Genomic DNA, 20,719 nt, shown 5'->3' on the forward strand with positions numbered 1-20,719 from the left:
AATATTTATTACTAAAGTTCACAACTTCACAACTTCTGTAGTATAGTATTGATAAAGGAGGTGAAATGAGAAGAGCGATACCAAAAACACATCAGGCTTTAGATTGGATAGGGAAGGGGATGACTGCAGCTCAAGCCGCTAGGAAGATGGAGATTTCAGAATCCAGCGTCTACGCCGCCTTAAGAAAAACAAAAGCAAAAGATTTGGGTTGTTGTCCAACGTGCGGTCACAAATTAAGGAAATAAGATGAAAAAAACTCTATTAGCTGTTGTTTCAATTTCTATAGCTGCATTTGCATATGCAAATACTTCATCTGACTCTTCTGAATTGCTCAGTCAGCAATGCAAAATTTCCGCTGAAGCAGTTTCCACATTGAAAGATTTGCGCTATGGAAATACCTCAATCCGCAAAGATGTATCTAGCCTCATTAATTCAAATCTGAAGGTTCAAGAGAATAAGGATGCAGCCAAAATCACCTTAAACCGAATGGTGGATGATCAAGCGAGTTCAGCATCTGCTTTGGAAGCAAAGTATTGCTCATAATGTTTTCTGAATGGCTTACTGTAATTACCGCTAAGGGTATTGATGGTCCATTCATTTGAGTGTCCGGAGTGTGGCAACCCCAGAGGGATGCTAGGAGAATGTCGCCAATGTGGAAGCGAAGATCTTCCTATTCCGCATAGCGGTACGATGGTAATGAATTTAAAGTTCGATAGTCCAAGCGCTGAAGAGGCCTTGGATCGATTAACTATTGGACTTCGCCGAGCTTCTGAGGTGGGTATTAAAGCAATGATCTTGATACATGGATATGGAGCCAGTGGTGAGGGTGGCAAGATCAAGCGGGCTGTTCATAATGCCCTGAATAACAACTACTTCTCTGATCGGGTGGATGAATACCATTTTGGTGAGCAAACTGCGTTTGGCAGTGAGGCCTACCATGCGCTTTTGAGAAGAAGGCCGGGATTAAAGGCTTATCTCAAGCACTTCAAAGAAGGTAATGCCGGAATGACAGTGTTATTACTGTAATCCCTGCGTGGAATTGCTTAGAATAGATCCATCATTTATTTATTTGCCATCAGCTAGGAACGGTAATGACAGCTAAAAAATCAAGCACTACACATGAAGAAGCTCAAATCAGTTCAGAGCATTTGATTGGTGACTTCAAAGCACTCATGGCTGATGCTGAGGAGTTGATTATGGCAACCGCAAGCCATGAAGATGGTCCGTTAAGTGCAATTCGTTCAAAAGCCTTGGATACCCTTAATAATGCCAAAGAAAGTCTTTCTTCTGTCGAGGGTACGGTAACTGAAAAGGCTAAGGTCGTGGCGGAGCGCGCTGATGAGTTTGTCCATCGAAATCCATGGGAGGCAGTCGGTGTTGCCGCTGGTCTCGGTCTTTTAATTGGACTCTTTATGCGTCGTCGCTAGGTCCTCATGTCACAAGAAAACCTTTTATCTTCTCTTAAGCATCTCGTCTCCACTGGGGCATCTATTGCTCAAACCCGTTTGGAGTTAATTTCTACAGACGTACAGATTGCGCGCGCTAAGTTCCTGAGTCTGCTGGTGATGATCATCTTCACTTTATTTTTCTTATTCTTTGGCTTGGTGATGCTAGCCCTTCTTATTGTGATTTATAGCTGGGAGGCGGATCGCATCCTTGCACTAAGTTTGCTTACTGCTGGATTTTTGGCTACAGGTTGCATTTTGGCCCTGGTAGTTTTACGCTCCCTTAAAACAATGCCTAAGTTGTTCGAATCAACTATTGCGGAGTTGGCTAAGGACCGTCAGGAGCTTACTAAGCGATGAGTCAAAAATTGTCGGAGCTGGAAGCTAGGCAAAGAGTGCTCCAAGAGCGAGCTGCACAAGAGCGTGCAGATTTTGCCCAATATTTTGAGCCTATTGAAAAGCCGCTATCTTGGGCTGATAAGGGTATAGATGCTTTTCATTTTCTAAAGAGTAGCCCAGTGCTTTGGACCAGTGCATTTGCCGTTCTGGCTCACTATCGACCTAAGCTAGCAAGCAAAGTACTGGCTGTTGGTTGGGGTACTATGAAATTGCTCAAGAGCGCTAAGAGTCTGATTTAAAGTTTTTAGGCAATCAGTACGGTCTTATTTGAAATTCCATTTTTTATCAGAATTTCACCGCCTTTGAGGCCATCAATCTCTAAAAAAGTCAGGGCACCAGCCACTTCAAACCCCGCCTTGTTGAGTAACTTACTGGCGGCGATAATAGTGCCACCAGTTGCTAAAACATCATCGACAATTAATACTCGAGAACCTGCAGGTAAGGTTGACTGTTGAAGCTCCAAGGAGTCTGATCCATATTCAAGCCCGTAGGACTCCCGATGACTTGCTAATGGCAGCTTATTGGGCTTTCTAGCCAGTGCAAATCCTTTATGGGCATGGTGGGCTAGGGCGGAGCCAAAAATAAAGCCGCGAGACTCAATGCCCAGAATATGGCTATAGTCAAACTGCTTGGCTAGGGCCTCTAATTGCAGTACAGCCTCCTTAAATGCAGCGGGATTTGCAAGCAGGGGTGAAATATCCCGAAAGAGAATCCCAGGTTTTGGGAAGTCAGGGACTCCGGGTAGATAATCTAGTAAATTCATTTTTGGCTGATATGAAAACACAATTGCTCATTATTACCGCATTAGAGTCCGAACTCAATCAAGCTGCCTTGCCGCCGGGAGTGGGTATTGTGTATTCAGGGGTTGGCAAGATTAATGCTACTGCAGCTACCCTGCAAGCCATACACCAATTTGAGCCAAAACAGATTATTAACTTTGGTACTGTTGGGAAAATTAATCCATCTCTTGCTGGTTTGCTCGAGATAGGGAAGGTGATACAACGTGACATGATGACTGTGCCATTAGCGCCCAGGGGTCAAACCCCTTTTTGCCCCAAACCAGTTGAGTATCTCTCTTTGAATGGTGATCATGTCTGCGGTACGGGCGATAGTTTTGTGACGGCCCATGACCCTTGGCTGAAAGAGCAGGGTGTAGATGTTGTTGATATGGAGTTATTTGCAATTGCTAGCATTGCCTACCAATTTAATATCCCGTGGCAATCCTTTAAGTATGTGACTGATGATGCTAATTCAGACTCCGGAAATGAGTGGAAGCATCGGGTCAATCATGGCCAAGAGCTCTATGTAAGCAAGCTCCATGATCTATTAAGTGCACAGAGCATTTAGATAAACCCAAGAGTTTCTGATGAACCCAAAGTTTCCTTGGCTCAAAAATTATCTCGAGGGAGTTCCTCATGAGATTGATCTGGCTGGACACGCATCGATTGTTCATTTCTTAGAGGAATCGTTTGATAGCTACTCCGATCGAATTGCAATAGAGTCGATGGGTCACAAAATCAGCTACCGTCAGCTGGATATTCTGTCAAAAGATTTTGCTGCCTATTTGCAGACCTTAAGTCTAGAACCAGGATCGCGAATCGGCATCATGTTTCCTAATGTCCCGCAATACTTGATTGCGATGTTGGGTACCCTGCGTGCTGGATTTGTGGTGGTCAATATTAATCCGCTCTATACGACCAGAGAGTTGGAGCATCAACTACAAGATAGCGGTGCAGTCATCTTGGTAATGCTAGAAAACTTTGCCCATGTGTATCAGGAGATTGCCAATCAAGGGCTTGTTAAGAGGGTGATTGTGAGTAGCCTCGGTGAAACCTTAGGTCCCAAAGGCGTCATCATTAACTTGATTGCTCGGCATGTTAAGAAGCTCATTCCGCATTGGAGCTTTCCTTGCGTTAAGTTTAATCAAGCCCTCAAGATAGGCGCCGGTCATGGCTTTACTAGGCCACATCTAAGGCAAGACAGCATTGCATTTTTGCAGTACACCGGTGGCACCACGGGAGTTTCTAAAGGTGCTGTTTTGTTACACCGAAATATCTTAGCCAATATCATTCAGATCGAGTCTTGGCTTGAGCCTGCCTTGAAGGATCGACATCAGCAGCTTGTTTTTTTATGCGCACTACCAATGACTCATATTTTTGCTTTGACTGCCTGTGGCCTGCTTGGCATGCGCAAGGGCGCCAAATTATTGTTAGTAGCAAATCCTCGTGACATCACTGGCTTTATTAAGCTGCTAATGAAGCACCCAGACATTAATATTTTTCCAGGTGTTAATACCTTATTTCATGCGCTGATCCATCGCCCTGAATTTAGTAAAGTGAAGTTGCCCAATCTCTTAGTCACTATTGGCGGCGGTATGGCAGTTCTAAGAAAAACTGCCGAACTCTGGCAAAAAATGATGGGGGTACCGATTGCTCAGGGTTATGGCCTTTCGGAAACTTCACCAGTGGTGTGCGTCAACACACCTTTTGTTAAAGAATTTACTGGCTCGATTGGTATGCCAGTACCAAGCACAGATGTATTGATATTGGATGACGACGGAAAAGAAGTTCCTTTTGGCACGCCTGGAGAGATCTGTATTAAAGGTCCGCAAGTGATGGCGGGTTACTGGAATAGGCCTGAAGAGACGGTGCAATTTATTACCCCAGAGGGATATTTCAAGTCTGGCGATATTGGCATCATGAGCCCAGAGGGTTATGTGCAAATTGTAGATCGCAAGAAAGATATGATCGTTGTTGCCGGCTTTAAGGTATTTCCCAATGAAGTTGAAGAGGTGATTTCATTAATGCCAGGCGTAAGAGAATGCGCGGTCATTGGATTTCCACACCGCAAGCTTGGTGAGATTGTGAAGGCCTATATTGTTATAGATAAACCTGATCTCACTGAGGCTCAAGTCATTCAGTATTGCAAAGAGCAAATGACGAGTTATAAACGCCCTAGAAAAATTGCCTTTATTGATGAAATGCCAAAGTCGAATGTTGGCAAGATTCTTCGTCGCCACTTGCGAGACTTATAAAGTTACAAACCGCCACCAAAGCGGTATTGCCAAGAAATACCATATAGGTCGTAACTATTATTTGTCCTGGAGTATGCGCCAGTGCTCGCTGATAGCCGGATAGAGTTATGTTTATTTACTGGGTAGGACATCGTGCTACCAAAGCGCCAGTTTTCTTGGTTTCCATTAATCGGATTTCCGTTTAGATAGGATTGCCCACCAGTGAAGTAGGTTGCATCTACAGAGATCCAAGCCGTATTCTGAAAGTAATAGATCGCGTGAGTCTGAGTTGAGTAGACTGGATTTTGGGATAGCGAGTTCCCACCCGTAAAGTCGGTATTGCTGGTGTAAAAGATGCCGGCACCAGCTAACTCTAATCTCCATGGGCCAAGTGCCTTCGATACGCCAAGACCTGGCTGGATAAACCAGCGATTGGCACCTACATTAATCAGTTGATTGTCGTTGTACTTACCCCATGGTACAGATGCCGCAAGACTCACGCCTACAATGAGATCTTGCTGATAGCCTTTAAATTGATCAAGAGTTAACGCTGGAGCGCCATAGAGGTTAATTGCGGCCTTGATAAGCGGGTCAGAGAGACCTTCCGTGCTGGCATTCACTGTTCGCCCGCCAATACTGCTTGATCCACTCAGTTGGCCATAAGGAAGAACTAGGGTGATTTTTCCGGATTGACCGCCGGCATCAAAAATATGGGTGAGACCCATGACCTCGCTAGTGAGCGTGTAATTTCCTGCTTTTGCTTGAGCAACTCCAGCGCTGATGAAGTTAATGCCTACTGGTGCATTGGAATAAGTGCGTGCCTCGATTTCTTGTGCCTGAGGTAATCCAGGTAATAGCGAAATAAATGCTGCAACAAGGCAAGACAATATCCAGCCACTTCTACCTTGAAGAGAGAAGGCTGAATTGAGCATCAAGAATTTCAGACCGTAGTCTTATTTACTTGTTTTTTTGTTTATTGCCAAATAAGATTTCTAAAGTGGCAGGACTTCCAAGCATTAAGCTCATGCCAGTTAATAGAAGATACGGCCAGACAATTAACCAATACACAATTGACATCGCTACTACCCTCAATGGATTTGATTGACCAAATTCAGCCATGGAAGCAAGGAATGCTTTTCCATGAATCAATCCGTGAACGCCAGCCTCTAAATAATTTAATCCCAAAACAACCAGTAGATAAATCACGGACTCTAAAAAAAGTGAGCCAACGATGCCATCCGTTTTGTTCACTTTAATTGGAAAGGCGACCTGAGCTAGCAACATGAACTTGGCACATATAGCTGCTTTAAATAGGGCAAAACCAAAGATGGATAGGGGAATAGGGCTCTCATCTAGTGAGGCAGCTCCTAAAAAAGCAATCGCACAAAACCAAGTCCCGAAGTAAACGGTCAACTGAAATGCCTTTACAAATTCTTCCTTTGCTTTTTGTTTAAAGGTATGCGTGGGAGCTGAATTTGGTGATGTTCCGTTCATGAAAACTTTCTAAGAAAATAGATTAGCAGTTACTGCAAGAGCCGCCAGCCTCAACAGGGGCGGGTTCTTGGGTATAGCGTGCAATAAATGCATGCTTGCTCTTTAGCGGTAATTTAATCCAGACAAAGTGACCCGATCCCGGGGCAACATCAATGGGTTCGCCTTTGAGATTCCACATGGCATCGAGCACCAGATCTTGATTGCCTTCGGGCTCAATGATTTCTAATTTATCGCCGATTGAAAAACGATTTTTTACATCTACCTTGACGCGACCAGAGGCCTCATCAATTTCTAAAGTTTCGCCAACATAGAGGCTTCTGCCGGAGAGGGAGTGACCGCGCATATAGAGTTGATATTCTTTATCGTGGTGACGCTCATAAAAACCATCTGTATAGCCACGATTTGCAAGACCCTCTAGATTACCAATCAGAGACATATTCATGGGGCGACCAGCTACTGCATCATCAATCGCAGTACGGTAGGCTTGGCAGGTACGAGAAACGTAATAGGGTGACTTGGTGCGACCCTCAATCTTGAAGGAGTCCACCCCCATCTTGGTCAAGCGTTCAATATGCTCAATCGCACGTAAATCTTTTGAGTTCATGATGTAGGTGCCATGCTCATCTTCTTCCATGGGCATCAAATCATCTGGACGACGCGCCTCTTGAAGTAGGACTACATCTCCGCTGGTATTTTGTTGGCCTGGCTTGACTTTGTAATCCCAGCGACAGGCATTGGTACAAGCACCTTGGTTAGAGTCGCGATGTGACATATAGCCAGATAGCAAGCAGCGACCTGAGTAGGCAATGCATAAAGCGCCATGAACAAATACTTCCAATTCCATTTCTGGACAGTCTTGACGAACTTCTTCGATTTCATCAAAAGAAAGTTCACGCGACAGAATGACGCGGCTGATGCCAACAGAGCGCCAGAACTTCGCAGAGGCGCCATTCACAGTGTTAGCTTGAACTGATAAATGAATCGGCATATCTGGCCAAGCTTCTCTAGCCATCATGATCAGACCGGGATCCGACATGATCATGGCATCAGGTTTCAATGCAACTACAGGATCCATGTCTTTAATGTAGGTGCGCGTCTTGCCGCCATGAGGAAGTAGGTTAGAGACTAGATAAAACTTTTTACCTAAAGCATGCGCGGTATCAATACCTTCTTTGAGTGTCTCCATTTTTCCGAAGTCGTTATTACGTACTCGGAGTGAATAACGTGGCTGTCCGGCATAAATGGCGTCAGCACCAAAGTCAAAGGCGGTACGCAGCATGGAAAGGCTGCCGGCAGGAGCTAGAAGTTCAGGGATCTTAGTCATGGGGGCTATTTTAGTGAATACAGGCATTCTTGGTAGATTTGCTGTAACACCGAGCTCTAAAGGCGGCTAAGCCCCAATTTATTGAGTTATTCCAGGTAAATAAGCCAGTATGCAGAGTATCCTACGGGGTCTGTGGACAGCATTGCAAAAATTGAACAGGGAGCCTTCCCTTAGATCGTCCACCCGAAATTGAAGGCACTCATTAAAGAATCAGAAAGAACTCCAATGACAAAACTCACATCCAAGTCAATCTTAAAAAAAGCGAGTGGCATTTTGGCGCAAGAGTTTGCTATACCTAAGGACATCGCCTGGGCCTGGGTCACCTTATTGCTATCGCAAGATGAGCAAAAGCGCGATAGCGAAGAAAAACGCTATGCCCGCATTGCAGAATTCGAAGCCTGGATTACGGAACTCAATTTACCAACCGACCCAAAAAATCCTGCAAGTACTGCAGTAAGTCCAGAGTCAGTAAAAAATTTCGCCAGAAATGTATTTGAGTGGCCGCATGAATACATCTTTGAAGAGCCTGTAGCAGCTAAGCATCCAGACTCCAAAGTCACATACAGCGATACGATCACTAAACCCATCTTAGATGCCATTAAAGATGCTGGTGGATCTGATGACCGCCCTCAGCTCATTGCCATATTGGAGGGTTACGCAAAAGAAGGTAAAGAACCATTTGCAAATGTGACAACAGAAGGGATTGAATGGAAGGGCAGCAATTGGTCTGAGGGCGACAAGCTGAATCTGCTCACCATCAAAACCCTTAATAACCGCCTCGCTAATCTAAAAAAGAAGGGGTTGATCTAGGCTAAACCACTTCACCCAAGTCGCGAAAGAAAAAACCACCTAAAAGGTGGTTTTCTTGTATCTGGCTCCTCGACCTGGGCTCGAACCAGGGACCTACGGATTAACAGTCCGGCGCTCTACCAACTGAGCTATCGAGGAATAAGCCGATATTATAGCAAGATGAAATCACTCACCCCAACTTCTATACAGATACCCAAAGTATTGACCATTGCCGGGTCCGATAGCGGTGGTGGCGCGGGTATCCAGGCGGACCTCAAAGTCATTACAGCCCTTGGCGGATATGGGATGACAGTCATCACTGCTATCACTGCCCAGAATACTTTGGGGGTGAGCCGCATTCAGGATATTGACCTTGATGTGGTGGAGGCTCAGATCGATGCCGTATTCATGGATATCGGGGTGGACATCGTCAAAATCGGTATGTTGGCCAGTCCAGAAATTGTTCGTACTGTGGCATCAGGCCTCAAGCGCCATGGCGCCAAAAGAATCGTTTTAGATCCAGTATTAAGAGCTACATCAGGCGCTAGTCTCGGTGGTGACGATACTGCCCAAGCCATGATTGCAGATTTATTCCCAATGGCAACATTAATTACCCCCAATCTTGAAGAGGCCGGCCTACTTTTGGGTCGAGAGCTTGCTGGTGCGGCAGATTTTCAATTGGCGGCAGAAGAGTTGCTCGAGATGGGTCCTCAGGCAGTCTTGATTAAGGGTGGGCACCTCGATAAATCCCATACTCAACTGACCGATTTCCTCATGTGGCGAACGATTGAAGATGGCCTTGAGGTAGTTCAGTCAAAAGAATTCAAACACTACCGAGTTAATACGGCTAATACCCACGGTACTGGCTGCTCCTTGGCTTCAGCCATTGCAACCTATTTAGCGGGTGGCCACGATTTGCCGCACTCTGTGGCGAAGGCAATTTCTTATGTTGAAGCAGGGCTTGAGGCAGGGCGTTTCTTAAGTATTGGTGAGGGACCTGGCCCTTTATGGCACATGCATGATTTTTATAAAACTGCATTGCCGGATGAAGAGGGTAAGTATTAATTAAGCCTAGGTTTAATACTTTAGGTTTTCATTAACTCTTGTAAGTGTTTCACTGCAGACTTTGGATCACTTGCGCCGCTAATTGCTCTGACAACAGCAACTGATCCCACGCCACTTTGTGCCACCGCATGAATACTTCCCTCATCAATGCCGCCAATAGCGACAAGCGGATAGTGATTCATTAATTGAGTATATTTATATAAACGTCCTAAGCCTTGGGGTGCTGTAGCCATCTTTTTAAGATTGGTTGGAAAGACTGCACCCATCGCTATATAGCTTGGGCAGAAGCGATCGGCATAGATCATCTCGGCATAGCCGTGCGTACTGAGACCCAAGCGTAGTCCTGCAGACCGAATGGCATCAAAATCGGCCGTTTCTAAATCTTCTTGGCCTAGATGAATACCATAGGCACCAGCCTCAATTGCCTCTTGCCAGTAGTCGTTAATAAAAAGTAAGGTTCTGCTACCTTTAACCGCTTCAACTGACTCCTTAATTTGCTTTTTAATCAGTTTTTTATCTTCGGATTTAAGACGCAGTTGAACTGTTGGAATCTCAGCCTCAACCATCCGTTTTACCCAATCGGCATCGGGCATCACAGCATATAAACCTAAACGCTTTGGACATTCTGCAAAGGCCTTGGGATTCATATTCCGAGTCCAAGGCAACAGATCGAAATGTTCTGGTCTGGATGGCCACTTAAAGGGATTGAAATTACCATCTTGATGAACCATGCGGGACCAGGCTTTGCCTAAGGCTTTGGCATCACATTCAATGAAGCCCATGTCAATTGCGGCAACTGTACCCGCTAACTCGTAATGATCAGCTGCCTGTTCATTATCAATTTTTGGTGGAGGTGATGACAAGCTGTATGCCGGAATGGGCAAACACAAATCATCCTTGATATGGGCTGCAACAATTTGATCCGCAAGGTCGCGAACTAAGCTCATTAGTTTTGTCTTTTAACTTTGATGCCAGAAAGGTGTGCCAACCAAAGGCGTGCTCGCTTGAGCTGACTGCTGGGCTTTCATAGCGCCAGAGAGGTAGGCAGTGCGACCGGCATCAACTGACATTGCAAACGCTTTAGCCATAGCCACTGGATCATCGGCTAGCGCAACGGCGGTATTGAGTAAAACCCCATCAAAACCCCATTCCATTACGCTACATGCGTGGGAAGGTAAGCCTAAACCAGCATCCACCAGAAGTGGCACTTTCAAACGGTCACGTAGAAGTTTTAACGCATAAGGATTTAATGGGCCTTGACCCGTGCCAATCGGTGCAGCCCAAGGCATCACTGCCTGGCATCCGACATCGACTAAGCGCTGGCACAAAATGAGATCTTCAGTGCAGTAAGGTAGTACCTTAAAGCCATCCTTAATTAAGGTTTCTGCAGTAGAGACTAAACGCAAAGTATCGGGTTGCAGTGTGTAGTCATCACCGATGAGTTCCAACTTAATCCAGTTGGTTTCAAATACTTCGCGCGCCATTTGCGCGGTAGCAATCACTTCTTTAGGACTATGGCAACCTGCAGTATTGGGTAAAACCGGCACAGCCATTTTTTTTAAGAGTTCCCAGAATCCAGAATGTGCTTCAGTTGTTGAGGTGCCTTGCCTGCGAAGACTCACCGTAATCATTCCGGGATTAGATTGCTTCACGGCATTCTCTAAAACTTGTGGAGACGGATAACGTGATGTCCCGAGTAATAAACGGCTAGCAAAAGTCTCCCCATACAGCACTAATGGGTCTGCAGTATTTAAAGGGTTCGGTAAAGGGGCTGTCATCTTAATCAAGTACTTTTTATCTGTTTTTCTATATTCATCTCGGACTTAGCCACCAGTCACAGGAGAAATCACTTCCATTTCATCGCCTTCGCGCAATACTTCTTCGGCATGTTTAGCCTTAGGAACAAATTCATAATTGATCGCAACAGCAAATGGCGGTTGTGCATCAATCATGACCAGCACATCATCAATCGTGCTGTTATCCGGAACCTCTTTAGCAACTTGATTCACCATTATGCGCATGCGCTCAGCTCCAGATGGATCGAACCCGTTAGACCTAAGCCCAGTTTCATAGCGGTAGGACTCGATCCTGAGCCCAGCACCTCTAATGCGCAATCTAAAATAGCCGGCGAGATCATGAAGCCATGACGATAGAGACCATTGATCATCATGAGATTGGCTTGATTTGGTTTGTGATTAACGGATATCTCCGGCAAATTATCTTTCAGCGTAGGGCGACACTGTGTTGCCATCTCTAAAATACGGGCTTCAGCAAACCCACTGTCAACGGTATAGACCGCACTGAGTAATTCCATAGCGGATCGAACACTCATAGGAGATAAATCCTCAGACTCAATTTCTGTTGCGCCAACAACATAGACGTCATCTTCTTTAGGCGCAATGTAAATGGGGTAACGCGGATGGATGAGGCGAGTAGGGCGACGCAGTTTGACTTCAGGCGCATGCAAACGAATAACTTCGCCACGAACGCCACGTAAATTCTTAGCGGCATCTTTGGCACCAAGACCGCGACAATCTATAACCCAATCAAAACCATTCCCTGGATTGCGCAGTTGCTCTGGGTCAGTAGATTGATTCCAGTGACATGGCACCTTCATTAAGGTGAGTTCGACTAATAAAGCCTCCAATAACTGGCGGTTATCGAGTTGACCTTCATTGGGAAGATAGAGGCCTTGAGTAAAACGCTCAGCCACACCGGGCTCTATTTCTGCAAGAGATTGGCTATCTAATTGAATTGGCTTAGCAAGCGCCTGGTTTTGAGCGCAATTGCGCTGTAAATGGGAAGTAAAGCGTTCTGCATCACTAGCATCTTGACGATGCCACAAAATCAAAGTGCCATCTTGCTGAAAGAACACGGGCTTTGCTAACTCATCGATAAGTTGCTTCCAACGAGGCAGGCTATGTATACCCATGCGCACAACCTCATCTTCCGTGATGGCGGATTCTGCGAGTGGAGCCAACATCGCAGCAGCAATACGTGCAGCCGAATTAGCAGCATCTGAACCACCTTTCTCAAACAGGTCTACACGAGCACCGCGCTTAGCAAGTGCGACCGCTAGCAACCGACCCATGAGGCCGGCGCCAACGATGGCATATTTGCCGTTTGAGAACGTGCTCTTCACTTACTGATAAATCTCGCTACCGCGCTTACGGAACTCAGCTGACATCTCTTCCATACCTTTTTGAGGATCGGTAGAGGCTTCCGCGGTGATCGGAATGACTTTCGCTTTCGGATTGCCATCTGCATCCAAAGTTGCTGCGTAATCACGCACTTCTTGAGTGATCTTCATTGAGCAGAACTTCGGTCCACACATGGAGCAGAAGTGCGCAATCTTGGCGCCTTCAGCAGGCAAGGTGGCGTCGTGGTATTCACGGGCACGCTCAGGATCTAAGCCGAGATTAAATTGATCCTCCCAACGGAACTCAAAGCGCGCTTTAGATAAAGCGTTATCGCGTACTTGAGCACCAGGCAAGCCTTTAGCCAAGTCAGCACCATGAGCAGCAATCTTATAAGTGATGATGCCGGTACGAACATCCTCTTTATCTGGCAAACCTAAATGTTCTTTTGGTGTGACATAGCAAAGCATTGCTGTACCGTACCAACCAATTTGCGCAGCACCAATACCGCTGGTGATGTGATCGTAGCCAGGAGCGATGTCGGTAATCAATGGTCCCAGGGTATAGAAGGGCGCTTCTAAGCAGTGCTTTAATTCCTCGGTCATATTTTCTTCAATGCGCTGCATTGGAACGTGACCAGGGCCTTCAATCATGACTTGCACATCATGCTTCCAGGCTTTGGCAGTCAACTCGCCAAGAGTATGGAGTTCGCCAAACTGCGCAGCATCATTGGAGTCAGCGATGCAACCGGGACGCAAACCATCGCCTAAGCTAAATGACACGTCATAGGCTTTCATGATTTCGCAAATCTCATCAAACTTCGTATAGAGGAAGTTTTCTTTATGGTGAGCTAAGCACCACTTGGCCATGATGGAGCCGCCACGAGAGACGATGCCAGTAATACGGTCAGCAGTTAATGGAACATAACGCAGCAATACCCCAGCATGAATAGTGAAGTAGTCCACACCTTGCTCAGCTTGCTCAACTAAGGTATCGCGGAACATTTCCCAGGTGAGGTCTTCTGCAATGCCGCCGGTCTTATCAAGAGCTTGATAAATAGGAACGGTACCAATCGGAACTGGTGAGTTACGAATAATCCACTCACGGGTTTCATGAATATGTTTGCCAGTAGAAAGATCCATGATGGTGTCTGCACCCCAACGAATCGACCACACCATTTTTTCTACTTCCTCATTAATCGAGGAGGTCACGGCAGAGTTACCTAAGTTGCCGTTAATCTTCACGCGGAAGTTGCGACCAATAATCATGGGCTCTAGTTCTGGGTGATTGATATTGGCTGGGATGATTGCGCGACCAGCAGCGATCTCGGAGCGCACAAACTCACCAGTAACAATGTCAGGCAAATTGGCACCATAGCTCTTGCCTGGATGTTGCTTGAGAAGTTGTTTGTATTCAGGGTTCTTGCGCAGTTGCTCCAGACCCATAGACTCACGTAAAGCAACGTATTCCATTTCAGGGGTCACGATGCCTTTGCGGGCGTAATACATTTGACTCACGTTCTGACCTGCTTTAGCAACACGCGGAGGATTAATGTGAGCAAAACGTAAATTCTGTGTCGCTGCATCTTGTGAGCGCGCAACGCCGTACTCAGAACTTGGCCCTGCTAATTGCACTGTGTCACCACGTTCTTCAATCCAGTTCTTGCGCAATAAAGGCAAGCCTTTTTCAAGGTTAATCACAATATCGGGGTCGCTATAAGGCCCTGATGTGTCGTAAACCGGAACGGGTGGGTTAGGGACTATTTCTTCACCTACGCGTGTTGATAACTGCTCAATCATGCGAATCGGTGCTTTGATGTCTGGGCGTGAACCCTCTAAATAGGTTTTTGTGGAGGCGGGATAGGCAAATTTTTGGCCAAAGTCACGCTCCAAGCTCTTAAGGCTGGGAATCTCTTGTTTAGATTTTGTATTGGTATCGCTCATGTCCATCTCCTGACTGTAATTAGATGGACGAAACCGGGTGACGGTCTGATGGAAAACTCCCCACGCCAGCATTACCTGGATCGGGTTAAAGGGTCTTTCTCAGCGCCTCGTAGCAAAAATCACTAGAAGGGCACCCCTGTTTCATCCTTAGGACTAATTTAACCACGAAATCACGCCAAGTTGTGTGACCGAAATCAAGTAGAGAACAGAAGGCAAGTCTAGAGCTGGAAAATCTAAGCCGCTTTTATATTGCGCAAAATGAAATCTGCCGTGACAAATGCGGCATCGCTAGTGAATTCATCGGCCAGAATACGGGCTGCAGCCTCTGAAAGCGAGATTTCAATAAAACCACTGACCTCGCCATCATGATTGGTGGGTATAAAGTTATCCGCAAGCTCTAAGTCATAAATGTAGAGCTGCTCGTCATGAAATCCTCGCCCTGGAATGGGGCGGCGCATATGAATGCGGCCAACCGGCTCTATTTGATCAGCAATCTGCGGTGGAACACCGGCTTCCTCCCATAATTCTCGACGGGCATTAACCCAAGGAGTTTCATCTGCGCCGATGCCGCCTGCTGCCAGGTTATCTAGGCGACCTGGGTCAGTCTGTTTAGTTTCGCTGCGACGGCCAAGCCAGAGATTGCCAGCCTTGGTATAGCCATTAATGTGGGTTGCCATGCTCTGAAAGCCAAAAGTACGGAAGGCTGCACGCTCTAGACGGAAGTATTCGTGTCCATTTTGGCCAATCCAAGCAAAATCTTCATGCCTCCAGCCCGGAATAAACCCACCTTGGTGCATCCGATCGGCCAATTTCGCCAGACTCTGTGAGAGTACTAAAGGCCTTGCATGCTGAATGCTGAGTCGATCATGACCAATCCCGATATGAGGGATTGGGTTTTTAGCCAAGGATTCTTGTAAATAGGCAGTGAATTCAGGGTTAAGGTGCCCAATAATCTGTCCAGCTGAGCTTTCCCCAGAAAAATGGATGGGCAAGAAATCTGGTGGGGCAGATCTTGCAGCATTTTGGAGCATCTCCTCTAAAGCGGCGACGGTGCTGGTGCTGAGTGTATTAGTGAGCCTGTGCATGTTCTCAGTGTAAGAGAAATTAAAAATACTGAAAAAGTAGTCTAAAAATCTATAAATGAATTCGAATTGTCAACAGATCTCGATTTATTTTTTTGTCAGAAACAAATGCTCATAATTTAGGCAAGCTAGATCACTCTATACAAATCTATGACTTACGAAAACTTTTAGGTATTTATCCACAAAACCTGTGGATAAGTTTTATATTTTTTTAAGTGGTCCCGCCGACAGGAATCGAACCTGTATCCCACGCTTAGGAGGCATGTGCACTATCCATTGTGCTACGGCGAGAGTAAAAATAAAAAACTATTTTTGAAAAAAGATGTTAAGCGTAAAACATTATCCACTGATTACCAACCACACATTGCCCACACTGAGTTGGTGATTGCAACCATTGTGTCTGGAGCAAAGTAGGCAGAAAAAATAATTCCCAAAGCAATGCTTGCAAATAGATATAAAAATAATTTTGGGATGGGATATTTTTTTTGCATGAAGTCTTAGGCCATTACAGTGCGTTCAAGTGCTCGCTCTTTTACGGGAAGATTAACTAAGAATGCAAACATTCCTAATGCGATAGCGATATTCCAAACAATCAGATAGGAGCCGGTGCGATCAAATAAGTATCCACCAAAGTAAGCGCCGCAAAAGCTGCCTAGTTGATGAGAAAAGAATACCAAGCCTGAAAGCATGGTGAGGTATTTGACGCCAAAGATTTGCGCCACAATGGCATTCGTCAGGGGGATTGTGGAGAGCCAGAGAAAGCCCATGATTGCAGCGAAGATGTAGGTAGAGACTGGGCTGAGAGGTAGCCAAATAAAGGCTGCAATGGCAATCGATCTACTGATATAGATACCTGAAAGCAGGTAGCGCTTCGGAAATCGTTGTCCCAGAATTCCGGCACTGTAGGTCCCAAAGATATTGAAGAGTCCAATTAAGGCAAGTGCAGTTGTTGCAACTGCAGGTGCGCCCACATCGGGGTAGATTTTGGATAAATCTTTAAGATAAGGTGCTAAGTGAACAGCTATAAATACCACCTGAAATCCACACACAAAATATCCCAAGGTAAGTAACTTGAAACTCGGGTTGCGGATTGCTTCTTTTAAAGCTTGCTTGATAGTTTGATCGTTGCCTTGATGTTGATTGATTGCCTTGGGTTCACGCAACATAAATGCAATCGGAATCATGAGGCTGGCCATGAGTGCCAACATCAGCAGCGCATCATTAGCACCAAAGCTACTGAGTAATCCTTGCTCAACCGGAATCATGAGGAACTGTCCAAATGATCCTGCAGCTGCAGCAATGCCCATTGCCCACACTCTTTTTTCTGCAGCAACGTTGCGACCTAAGATTCCATAGATCACACTGTATGTTGTTGCAGTTTGCGCAAGACCAATGAGTAATCCACCAGCTAGTGAAAAATTCAAGGCATCTGTGGAGATGGCCATGCCAGCTAAACCGAGTGCATAAAGTGCACCACCAGCGACCATGATTTTGAATGCACCATAGCGATCTGCTAATGCGCCTGTAATAGGTTGAACTGCACCCCAAATCAAATTCTGTAATGCGATAGTTAGCGCGAAAGTTTCACGGCCCCAACCGTTTTCCATTGTGATTGGTAAATTAAAGAGACCAAATCCATGGCGTATCCCCATGGAAAAAGTTACCATCAGGCCGCCAAAAATCAGTACCTGCGTCAGAGATAGTTTTTGGCTTGTCGTGCTCAGTGACATTGGGTTTAAGTAATCCCTTTTTCTTTCAGCGTGGCAATAGCCTGAGAATCAAGACTAAGGCGCTCCCGAAGTATTTCATCGGTATGCTGACCCAAGGTGGGTGGAGCCATACGAACCTCTACCGGGGTCTCTGATAGACGCATTGGGCTACCAACGAGCTTCATAGTGCCTGCCGTAGGGTGCGGAACATGGATTTGGACGCCACGGGCCTTTACTTGCTCGTTATCAAACACTTCTTCAAAGTTGTTGATTGGCCCACAGGGTACGTTTGCCGCCTCTAAGAGGCTAATCCATTCAGCCTTTGTTTTACGGCGAGTCATCACTTCTAGCAATGGAATCAATGACTTACGATTCTCAACGCGGATTGGATTATTAATATAGAGGGGGTTTTCAGCCAAATGGGCCTCGCCACCAGCTGTGACAAAGTGCTTGAACTGCCCATCGTTGCCAACTGCCACAATCATCCAACCATCTGAGGTCGGAAAGGTTTGATAAGGAACAATGATGGGCGAGGCATTGCCCCAGCGACGAGGTACTTTATCTGAGCATAAATAGGCGCTGGAGACATTGGCCATTACTGCAATCTGGGTATCAAGGAGAGCCATATCAATATATTGACCCTGTCCCGTTTTATCTCGATGGACGACCGCAGCCAAAATAGCGGTGCTGGCATACATACCGGTAAAGATATCGGCAATGGCGACCCCCGCTTTTTGTGGGCTAGCCCCCGGAAAGTCATCTGCTTCCCCGGTAACACTCATAAAACCACCCATTCCTTGGATGATGAAGTCGTAACCAGGGCGATGCGCATAAGGACCATCTTGACCAAAACCAGTAATAGAACAGTAAATCAGGTCAGATTTGATCTTTTTGAGGCTTTCATAGTCCAGACCGTATTTGGCTAGATCACCCACTTTGTAGTTTTCAATGACGACATCTGACTCTTTGGCCAGTTGGCGAATGATTTCTTGACCCTCAGGCTTACTAATATCTACCGTAATAGAGCGTTTATTGCGATTAATACAGATGAAATAGGCTGTTTCTGAGGTGTCATTGCCCTGGGCATCCTTCACAAATGGAGGACCCCAGTGCCGGGTGTCATCTCCAACGCCTGGGCGCTCCACTTTAATGACATCTGCACCGAGATCGGCGAGGTTTTGTGCGCACCACGGGCCGGCAAGAACACGGCTGAGGTCTAAAACACGAATATGACTTAAGGCTCCCATCCATCAATTTTGGCATGAATATAGGGGTAATTGATGAAAATTCGGGTTTTGTTTCAGACATGACTACAATTTCCGCGCATGGCTACACGTAAAACTTCCGAATACAGCGAATCATCCATTCAGGTTCTAAAAGGTCTTGAACCCGTCCGTCAGCGGCCGGGAATGTACACCCGCACCGATAATCCCTTGCACATCATCCAAGAGGTACTTGATAACGCTTCTGATGAGGCTTTAGGCGGATTTGGTAAGCAAATCATCGTGACTTTGCATACCGATAGCAGTGTGAGCGTGGAAGACGACGGTCGTGGAATCCCCGTTGGTATGCATCCAACTGAGAAATTACCCGTTGTAGAAATTGTCTTTACCCAACTTCATGCTGGCGGTAAGTTTGAAAAAGGTACTGGTGGCGCCTATGCTTTCTCTGGTGGTTTGCATGGTGTCGGTGTTTCTGTAACAAACGCCTTATCGAAGCGCCTAGAGGTCACTGTCTGGCGTGAAGGCCAAATTTCTACTTTGACCTTTGCTGATGGCAAGGTCATCGAAAAGCTCAAAACTAGCGCTGCTGGTAAAGAAGATAAATCTCACGGCACCCGTGTGCGTGCATGGCCAGATGGCAAGTACTTTGATAGTGCGGCCATCCCGATGCCAGAACTCATTCGGCTCTTGCGTTCTAAAGCGGTATTGCTGCCAGGCGTCAAAGTCACCCTCATTCAAGAGAAGTCTGGCGAGAGTCAAACTTGGCAATATGCCCAAGGCTTACGCGGTTATTTAAATGAAGCAATAGCTCAAGCTGGCCATGGCCCAGAAGTTATTCCACCATTTGAGGGGGAGCAATACGCCACCGGCAATGGTGATGATGATTCCTTTGCTGAAGGCGAGGGTGCAGCCTGGGTTGTGACCTGGACTGAAGATGGACCACCGGTGCGTGAGAGTTACGTGAACTTAATTCCGACTCCAGCAGGCGGAACCCATGAGAGCGGATTGCGTGAAGGTCTCTTTAATGCCGTCAAAGGTTTTATTGAGATGCATGCTTTGCAGCCTAAGGGTGTGAAGCTCATGCCTGAGGACGTGTTTGCCCGCGCCTCATTTATTTTGTCTGCCAAAGTATTGGACCCACAATTCCAGGGTCAAATCAAAGAGCGTTTGAACTCCAGAGATGCGGTACGCTTAGTTTCTGGTTACGCCAAATCGGCACTTGAGCTTTGGCTGAATGAGCATGTGGATTACGGTCGTAAATTAGCAGACTTAGTAATCAAGCAGGCGCAGGCACGAACCCGCGCCGGTCAAAAAGTCGAGAAGAAAAAATCCTCTGGTGTAGCAGTTCTACCTGGAAAACTGACCGACTGTGAGAGTCAAGACATTGGCCTTAATGAAATCTTCCTTGTTGAGGGTGATTCAGCTGGCGGCTCAGCCAAGATGGGTCGTAATAAAGAGTATCAAGCGATTTTGCCTCTGCGCGGTAAGGTTCTTAATACTTGGGAAGCGGAGCGTGATCGCTTATTTGCAAACAATGAAGTGCACGACATCGCTGTTGCGATTGGCGTAGATCCCCATGGCGCTAACGACAGTCCTGATTTGTCGAATTTGCGTTATGGCAAAGTCTGCATCTTGTCGGATGCGGACGTCGATGGAGCCCATATTCAGGTATTGCTATTAACTTTGTTCTACAAGCATTTCCCGAAACTAATCGAATTAGGTCATGTGCATATTTCTAGGCCACCATTGTTTAGGGTGGATGCACCAGCACGTGGCAAAAAGCCTGCACAAAAAATCTATGCGCTAGATGCAAATGAACTCCAAGCTATTGAAGATAAGTTGCGCAAAGATGGCGTAAAAGAATCTGCTTGGCAGATTTCTCGCTTCAAAGGTTTGGGTGAGATGAGTGCTGAGCAATTGTGGGATACGACTTTAAATCCAGATACCCGTCGCCTCTTGCCGGTGACCTTGGGCACCTGGACGGAAGATGAAACAATTAAAACAATGGATATGTTGATGGGTAAATCCGAATCCGGGGCGCGTCGTGATTGGTTAGAAGAGCGCGGTAACGAAGTGGAGGCGGATATCTAATGGCG

Annotated in this window: 23 protein-coding genes, 2 tRNA genes and 1 riboswitch; of the genes, 10 read left to right on the forward strand and 15 right to left on the reverse strand. The window is 46.2% G+C overall.

All coding sequences use genetic code 11. The annotated features are described in order from the left end of the window. Positions 1-246 precede the first annotated feature (246 nt). The 5 genes from FD975_RS04760 to FD975_RS04780 all read left to right on the forward strand — a co-directional run bounded on the left by FD975_RS04760 (position 247) and on the right by FD975_RS04780 (position 2,083). Positions 247-543, forward strand: coding sequence for a hypothetical protein (locus tag FD975_RS04760; protein WP_215303537.1), 297 nt, complete (start codon positions 247-249; stop codon positions 541-543). A 42-nt stretch (positions 544-585) separates the two neighbouring features. Continuing rightward, positions 586-1,026, forward strand: a complete 441-nt coding sequence (locus tag FD975_RS04765; RefSeq protein ID WP_215303539.1) for a Smr/MutS family protein — start codon at positions 586-588, stop codon at positions 1,024-1,026. A 65-nt stretch (positions 1,027-1,091) separates the two neighbouring features. Then, positions 1,092-1,427, forward strand: a complete 336-nt coding sequence (locus FD975_RS04770; protein ID WP_215303541.1) for a YqjD family protein — start codon at positions 1,092-1,094, stop codon at positions 1,425-1,427. A gap of 6 nt (positions 1,428-1,433) precedes the next feature. After that, positions 1,434-1,805 (forward strand): phage holin family protein, encoded by a 372-nt coding sequence (locus FD975_RS04775; RefSeq protein WP_215303543.1) that lies wholly within the window; start codon positions 1,434-1,436, stop codon positions 1,803-1,805. Further along, positions 1,802-2,083, forward strand: coding sequence for a YqjK-like family protein (locus FD975_RS04780; RefSeq protein ID WP_215303545.1), 282 nt, complete (start codon positions 1,802-1,804; stop codon positions 2,081-2,083). Before FD975_RS04775 ends, FD975_RS04780 begins: the two co-directional genes overlap by 4 nt. Before the next feature lie 5 nt (positions 2,084-2,088). On the opposite strand, the gene FD975_RS04785 is transcribed toward FD975_RS04780, so the two are convergent. Next, a complete protein-coding gene (locus FD975_RS04785) occupies positions 2,089-2,607 on the reverse strand; it encodes an adenine phosphoribosyltransferase (RefSeq protein ID WP_215303546.1) in 519 nt (172 codons plus the stop codon). Between the two features lie 11 nt (positions 2,608-2,618). On the opposite strand from FD975_RS04785, the gene FD975_RS04790 reads away from it, so the two are divergent. Beyond that, positions 2,619-3,191: a 5'-methylthioadenosine nucleosidase gene (locus FD975_RS04790; RefSeq protein ID WP_215303548.1), complete on the forward strand. Its 573-nt coding sequence runs from the start codon at positions 2,619-2,621 to the stop codon at positions 3,189-3,191. A gap of 19 nt (positions 3,192-3,210) precedes the next feature. After that, entirely contained in the window at positions 3,211-4,878 is a 1,668-nt protein-coding gene (locus tag FD975_RS04795) for an AMP-binding protein (protein ID WP_215303550.1), read from the forward strand. A gap of 2 nt (positions 4,879-4,880) precedes the next feature. Here FD975_RS04795 and FD975_RS04800 read toward each other — a convergent pair whose 3' ends face one another. From FD975_RS04800 to FD975_RS04810, 3 genes are read right to left on the reverse strand one after another with little or no spacing between them, the layout of a single operon-like run. Continuing rightward, positions 4,881-5,789: a transporter gene (locus FD975_RS04800; RefSeq protein WP_215303552.1), complete on the reverse strand. Its 909-nt coding sequence runs from the start codon at positions 5,787-5,789 to the stop codon at positions 4,881-4,883. 25 nt (positions 5,790-5,814) lie between these two features. Further along, complete coding sequence (locus FD975_RS04805; RefSeq protein WP_215303554.1) at positions 5,815-6,351, reverse strand: hypothetical protein; 537 nt, start codon at positions 6,349-6,351, stop codon at positions 5,815-5,817. 22 nt (positions 6,352-6,373) lie between these two features. Next, positions 6,374-7,675 (reverse strand): U32 family peptidase, encoded by a 1,302-nt coding sequence (locus FD975_RS04810; RefSeq protein ID WP_215303556.1) that lies wholly within the window; start codon positions 7,673-7,675, stop codon positions 6,374-6,376. Between the two features lie 225 nt (positions 7,676-7,900). On the opposite strand from FD975_RS04810, the gene FD975_RS04815 reads away from it, so the two are divergent. Further along, positions 7,901-8,485: a hypothetical protein gene (locus FD975_RS04815; RefSeq protein WP_215303558.1), complete on the forward strand. Its 585-nt coding sequence runs from the start codon at positions 7,901-7,903 to the stop codon at positions 8,483-8,485. A gap of 62 nt (positions 8,486-8,547) precedes the next feature. On the opposite strand, the gene FD975_RS04820 is transcribed toward FD975_RS04815, so the two are convergent. After that, a tRNA-Asn gene (locus tag FD975_RS04820) sits at positions 8,548-8,623 on the reverse strand. A gap of 21 nt (positions 8,624-8,644) precedes the next feature. On the opposite strand from FD975_RS04820, the gene thiD reads away from it, so the two are divergent. Continuing rightward, positions 8,645-9,529, forward strand: a complete 885-nt coding sequence (thiD, locus tag FD975_RS04825; RefSeq protein ID WP_215303560.1) for a bifunctional hydroxymethylpyrimidine kinase/phosphomethylpyrimidine kinase — start codon at positions 8,645-8,647, stop codon at positions 9,527-9,529. A gap of 20 nt (positions 9,530-9,549) precedes the next feature. Here thiD and FD975_RS04830 read toward each other — a convergent pair whose 3' ends face one another. From FD975_RS04830 to FD975_RS04875, 10 genes are all read right to left on the reverse strand, one after another. After that, positions 9,550-10,476 carry a thiamine phosphate synthase gene (locus tag FD975_RS04830; RefSeq protein WP_215303562.1) on the reverse strand — a complete coding sequence of 309 codons (927 nt, stop codon included), beginning with the start codon at positions 10,474-10,476 and terminating at the stop codon, positions 9,550-9,552. Between the two features lie 12 nt (positions 10,477-10,488). Beyond that, the gene (locus FD975_RS04835; RefSeq protein WP_215303563.1) at positions 10,489-11,307 is read right to left on the reverse strand and encodes a thiazole synthase; all 819 of its coding nucleotides are present in this window, start codon (positions 11,305-11,307) and stop codon (positions 10,489-10,491) included. Positions 11,308-11,352: 45 nt separating this feature from the next. After that, positions 11,353-11,550, reverse strand: a complete 198-nt coding sequence (gene thiS / locus FD975_RS04840) for a sulfur carrier protein ThiS (RefSeq protein WP_215303564.1) — start codon at positions 11,548-11,550, stop codon at positions 11,353-11,355. Then, on the reverse strand, positions 11,541-12,671 hold the full coding sequence (locus FD975_RS04845) for an FAD-dependent oxidoreductase (protein ID WP_256443843.1): 1,131 nt from the start codon (positions 12,669-12,671) through the stop codon (positions 11,541-11,543). Before FD975_RS04845 ends, thiS begins: the two co-directional genes overlap by 10 nt. After that, positions 12,672-14,609 carry a phosphomethylpyrimidine synthase ThiC gene (gene thiC, locus FD975_RS04850; RefSeq protein WP_251371426.1) on the reverse strand — a complete coding sequence of 646 codons (1,938 nt, stop codon included), beginning with the start codon at positions 14,607-14,609 and terminating at the stop codon, positions 12,672-12,674. Between the two features lie 40 nt (positions 14,610-14,649). Continuing rightward, positions 14,650-14,757, reverse strand: a riboswitch (TPP riboswitch). Positions 14,758-14,842: 85 nt separating this feature from the next. After that, complete coding sequence (locus FD975_RS04855; protein ID WP_215303566.1) at positions 14,843-15,694, reverse strand: NUDIX domain-containing protein; 852 nt, start codon at positions 15,692-15,694, stop codon at positions 14,843-14,845. 213 nt (positions 15,695-15,907) lie between these two features. Next, positions 15,908-15,982 (reverse strand) — tRNA-Arg (locus FD975_RS04860). Between the two features lie 59 nt (positions 15,983-16,041). Then, positions 16,042-16,182, reverse strand: coding sequence for a hypothetical protein (locus FD975_RS04865; RefSeq protein WP_215303568.1), 141 nt, complete (start codon positions 16,180-16,182; stop codon positions 16,042-16,044). 6 nt (positions 16,183-16,188) lie between these two features. After that, positions 16,189-17,421, reverse strand: coding sequence for an MFS transporter (locus tag FD975_RS04870; protein ID WP_215303569.1), 1,233 nt, complete (start codon positions 17,419-17,421; stop codon positions 16,189-16,191). A gap of 5 nt (positions 17,422-17,426) precedes the next feature. Then, a complete protein-coding gene (locus tag FD975_RS04875; protein ID WP_215303571.1) occupies positions 17,427-18,647 on the reverse strand; it encodes a CaiB/BaiF CoA-transferase family protein in 1,221 nt (406 codons plus the stop codon). Positions 18,648-18,725: 78 nt separating this feature from the next. Between FD975_RS04875 and FD975_RS04880 the strand changes: the two genes are divergently transcribed. Then, the gene (locus FD975_RS04880; protein WP_215303573.1) at positions 18,726-20,714 is read left to right on the forward strand and encodes a DNA topoisomerase IV subunit B; all 1,989 of its coding nucleotides are present in this window, start codon (positions 18,726-18,728) and stop codon (positions 20,712-20,714) included. Positions 20,715-20,719 lie beyond the last annotated feature (5 nt).

Origin of the sequence: Polynucleobacter sp. AP-Jannik-300A-C4 (assembly GCF_018688335.1) — a bacterium.
GTDB lineage: Bacteria > Pseudomonadota > Gammaproteobacteria > Burkholderiales > Burkholderiaceae > Polynucleobacter.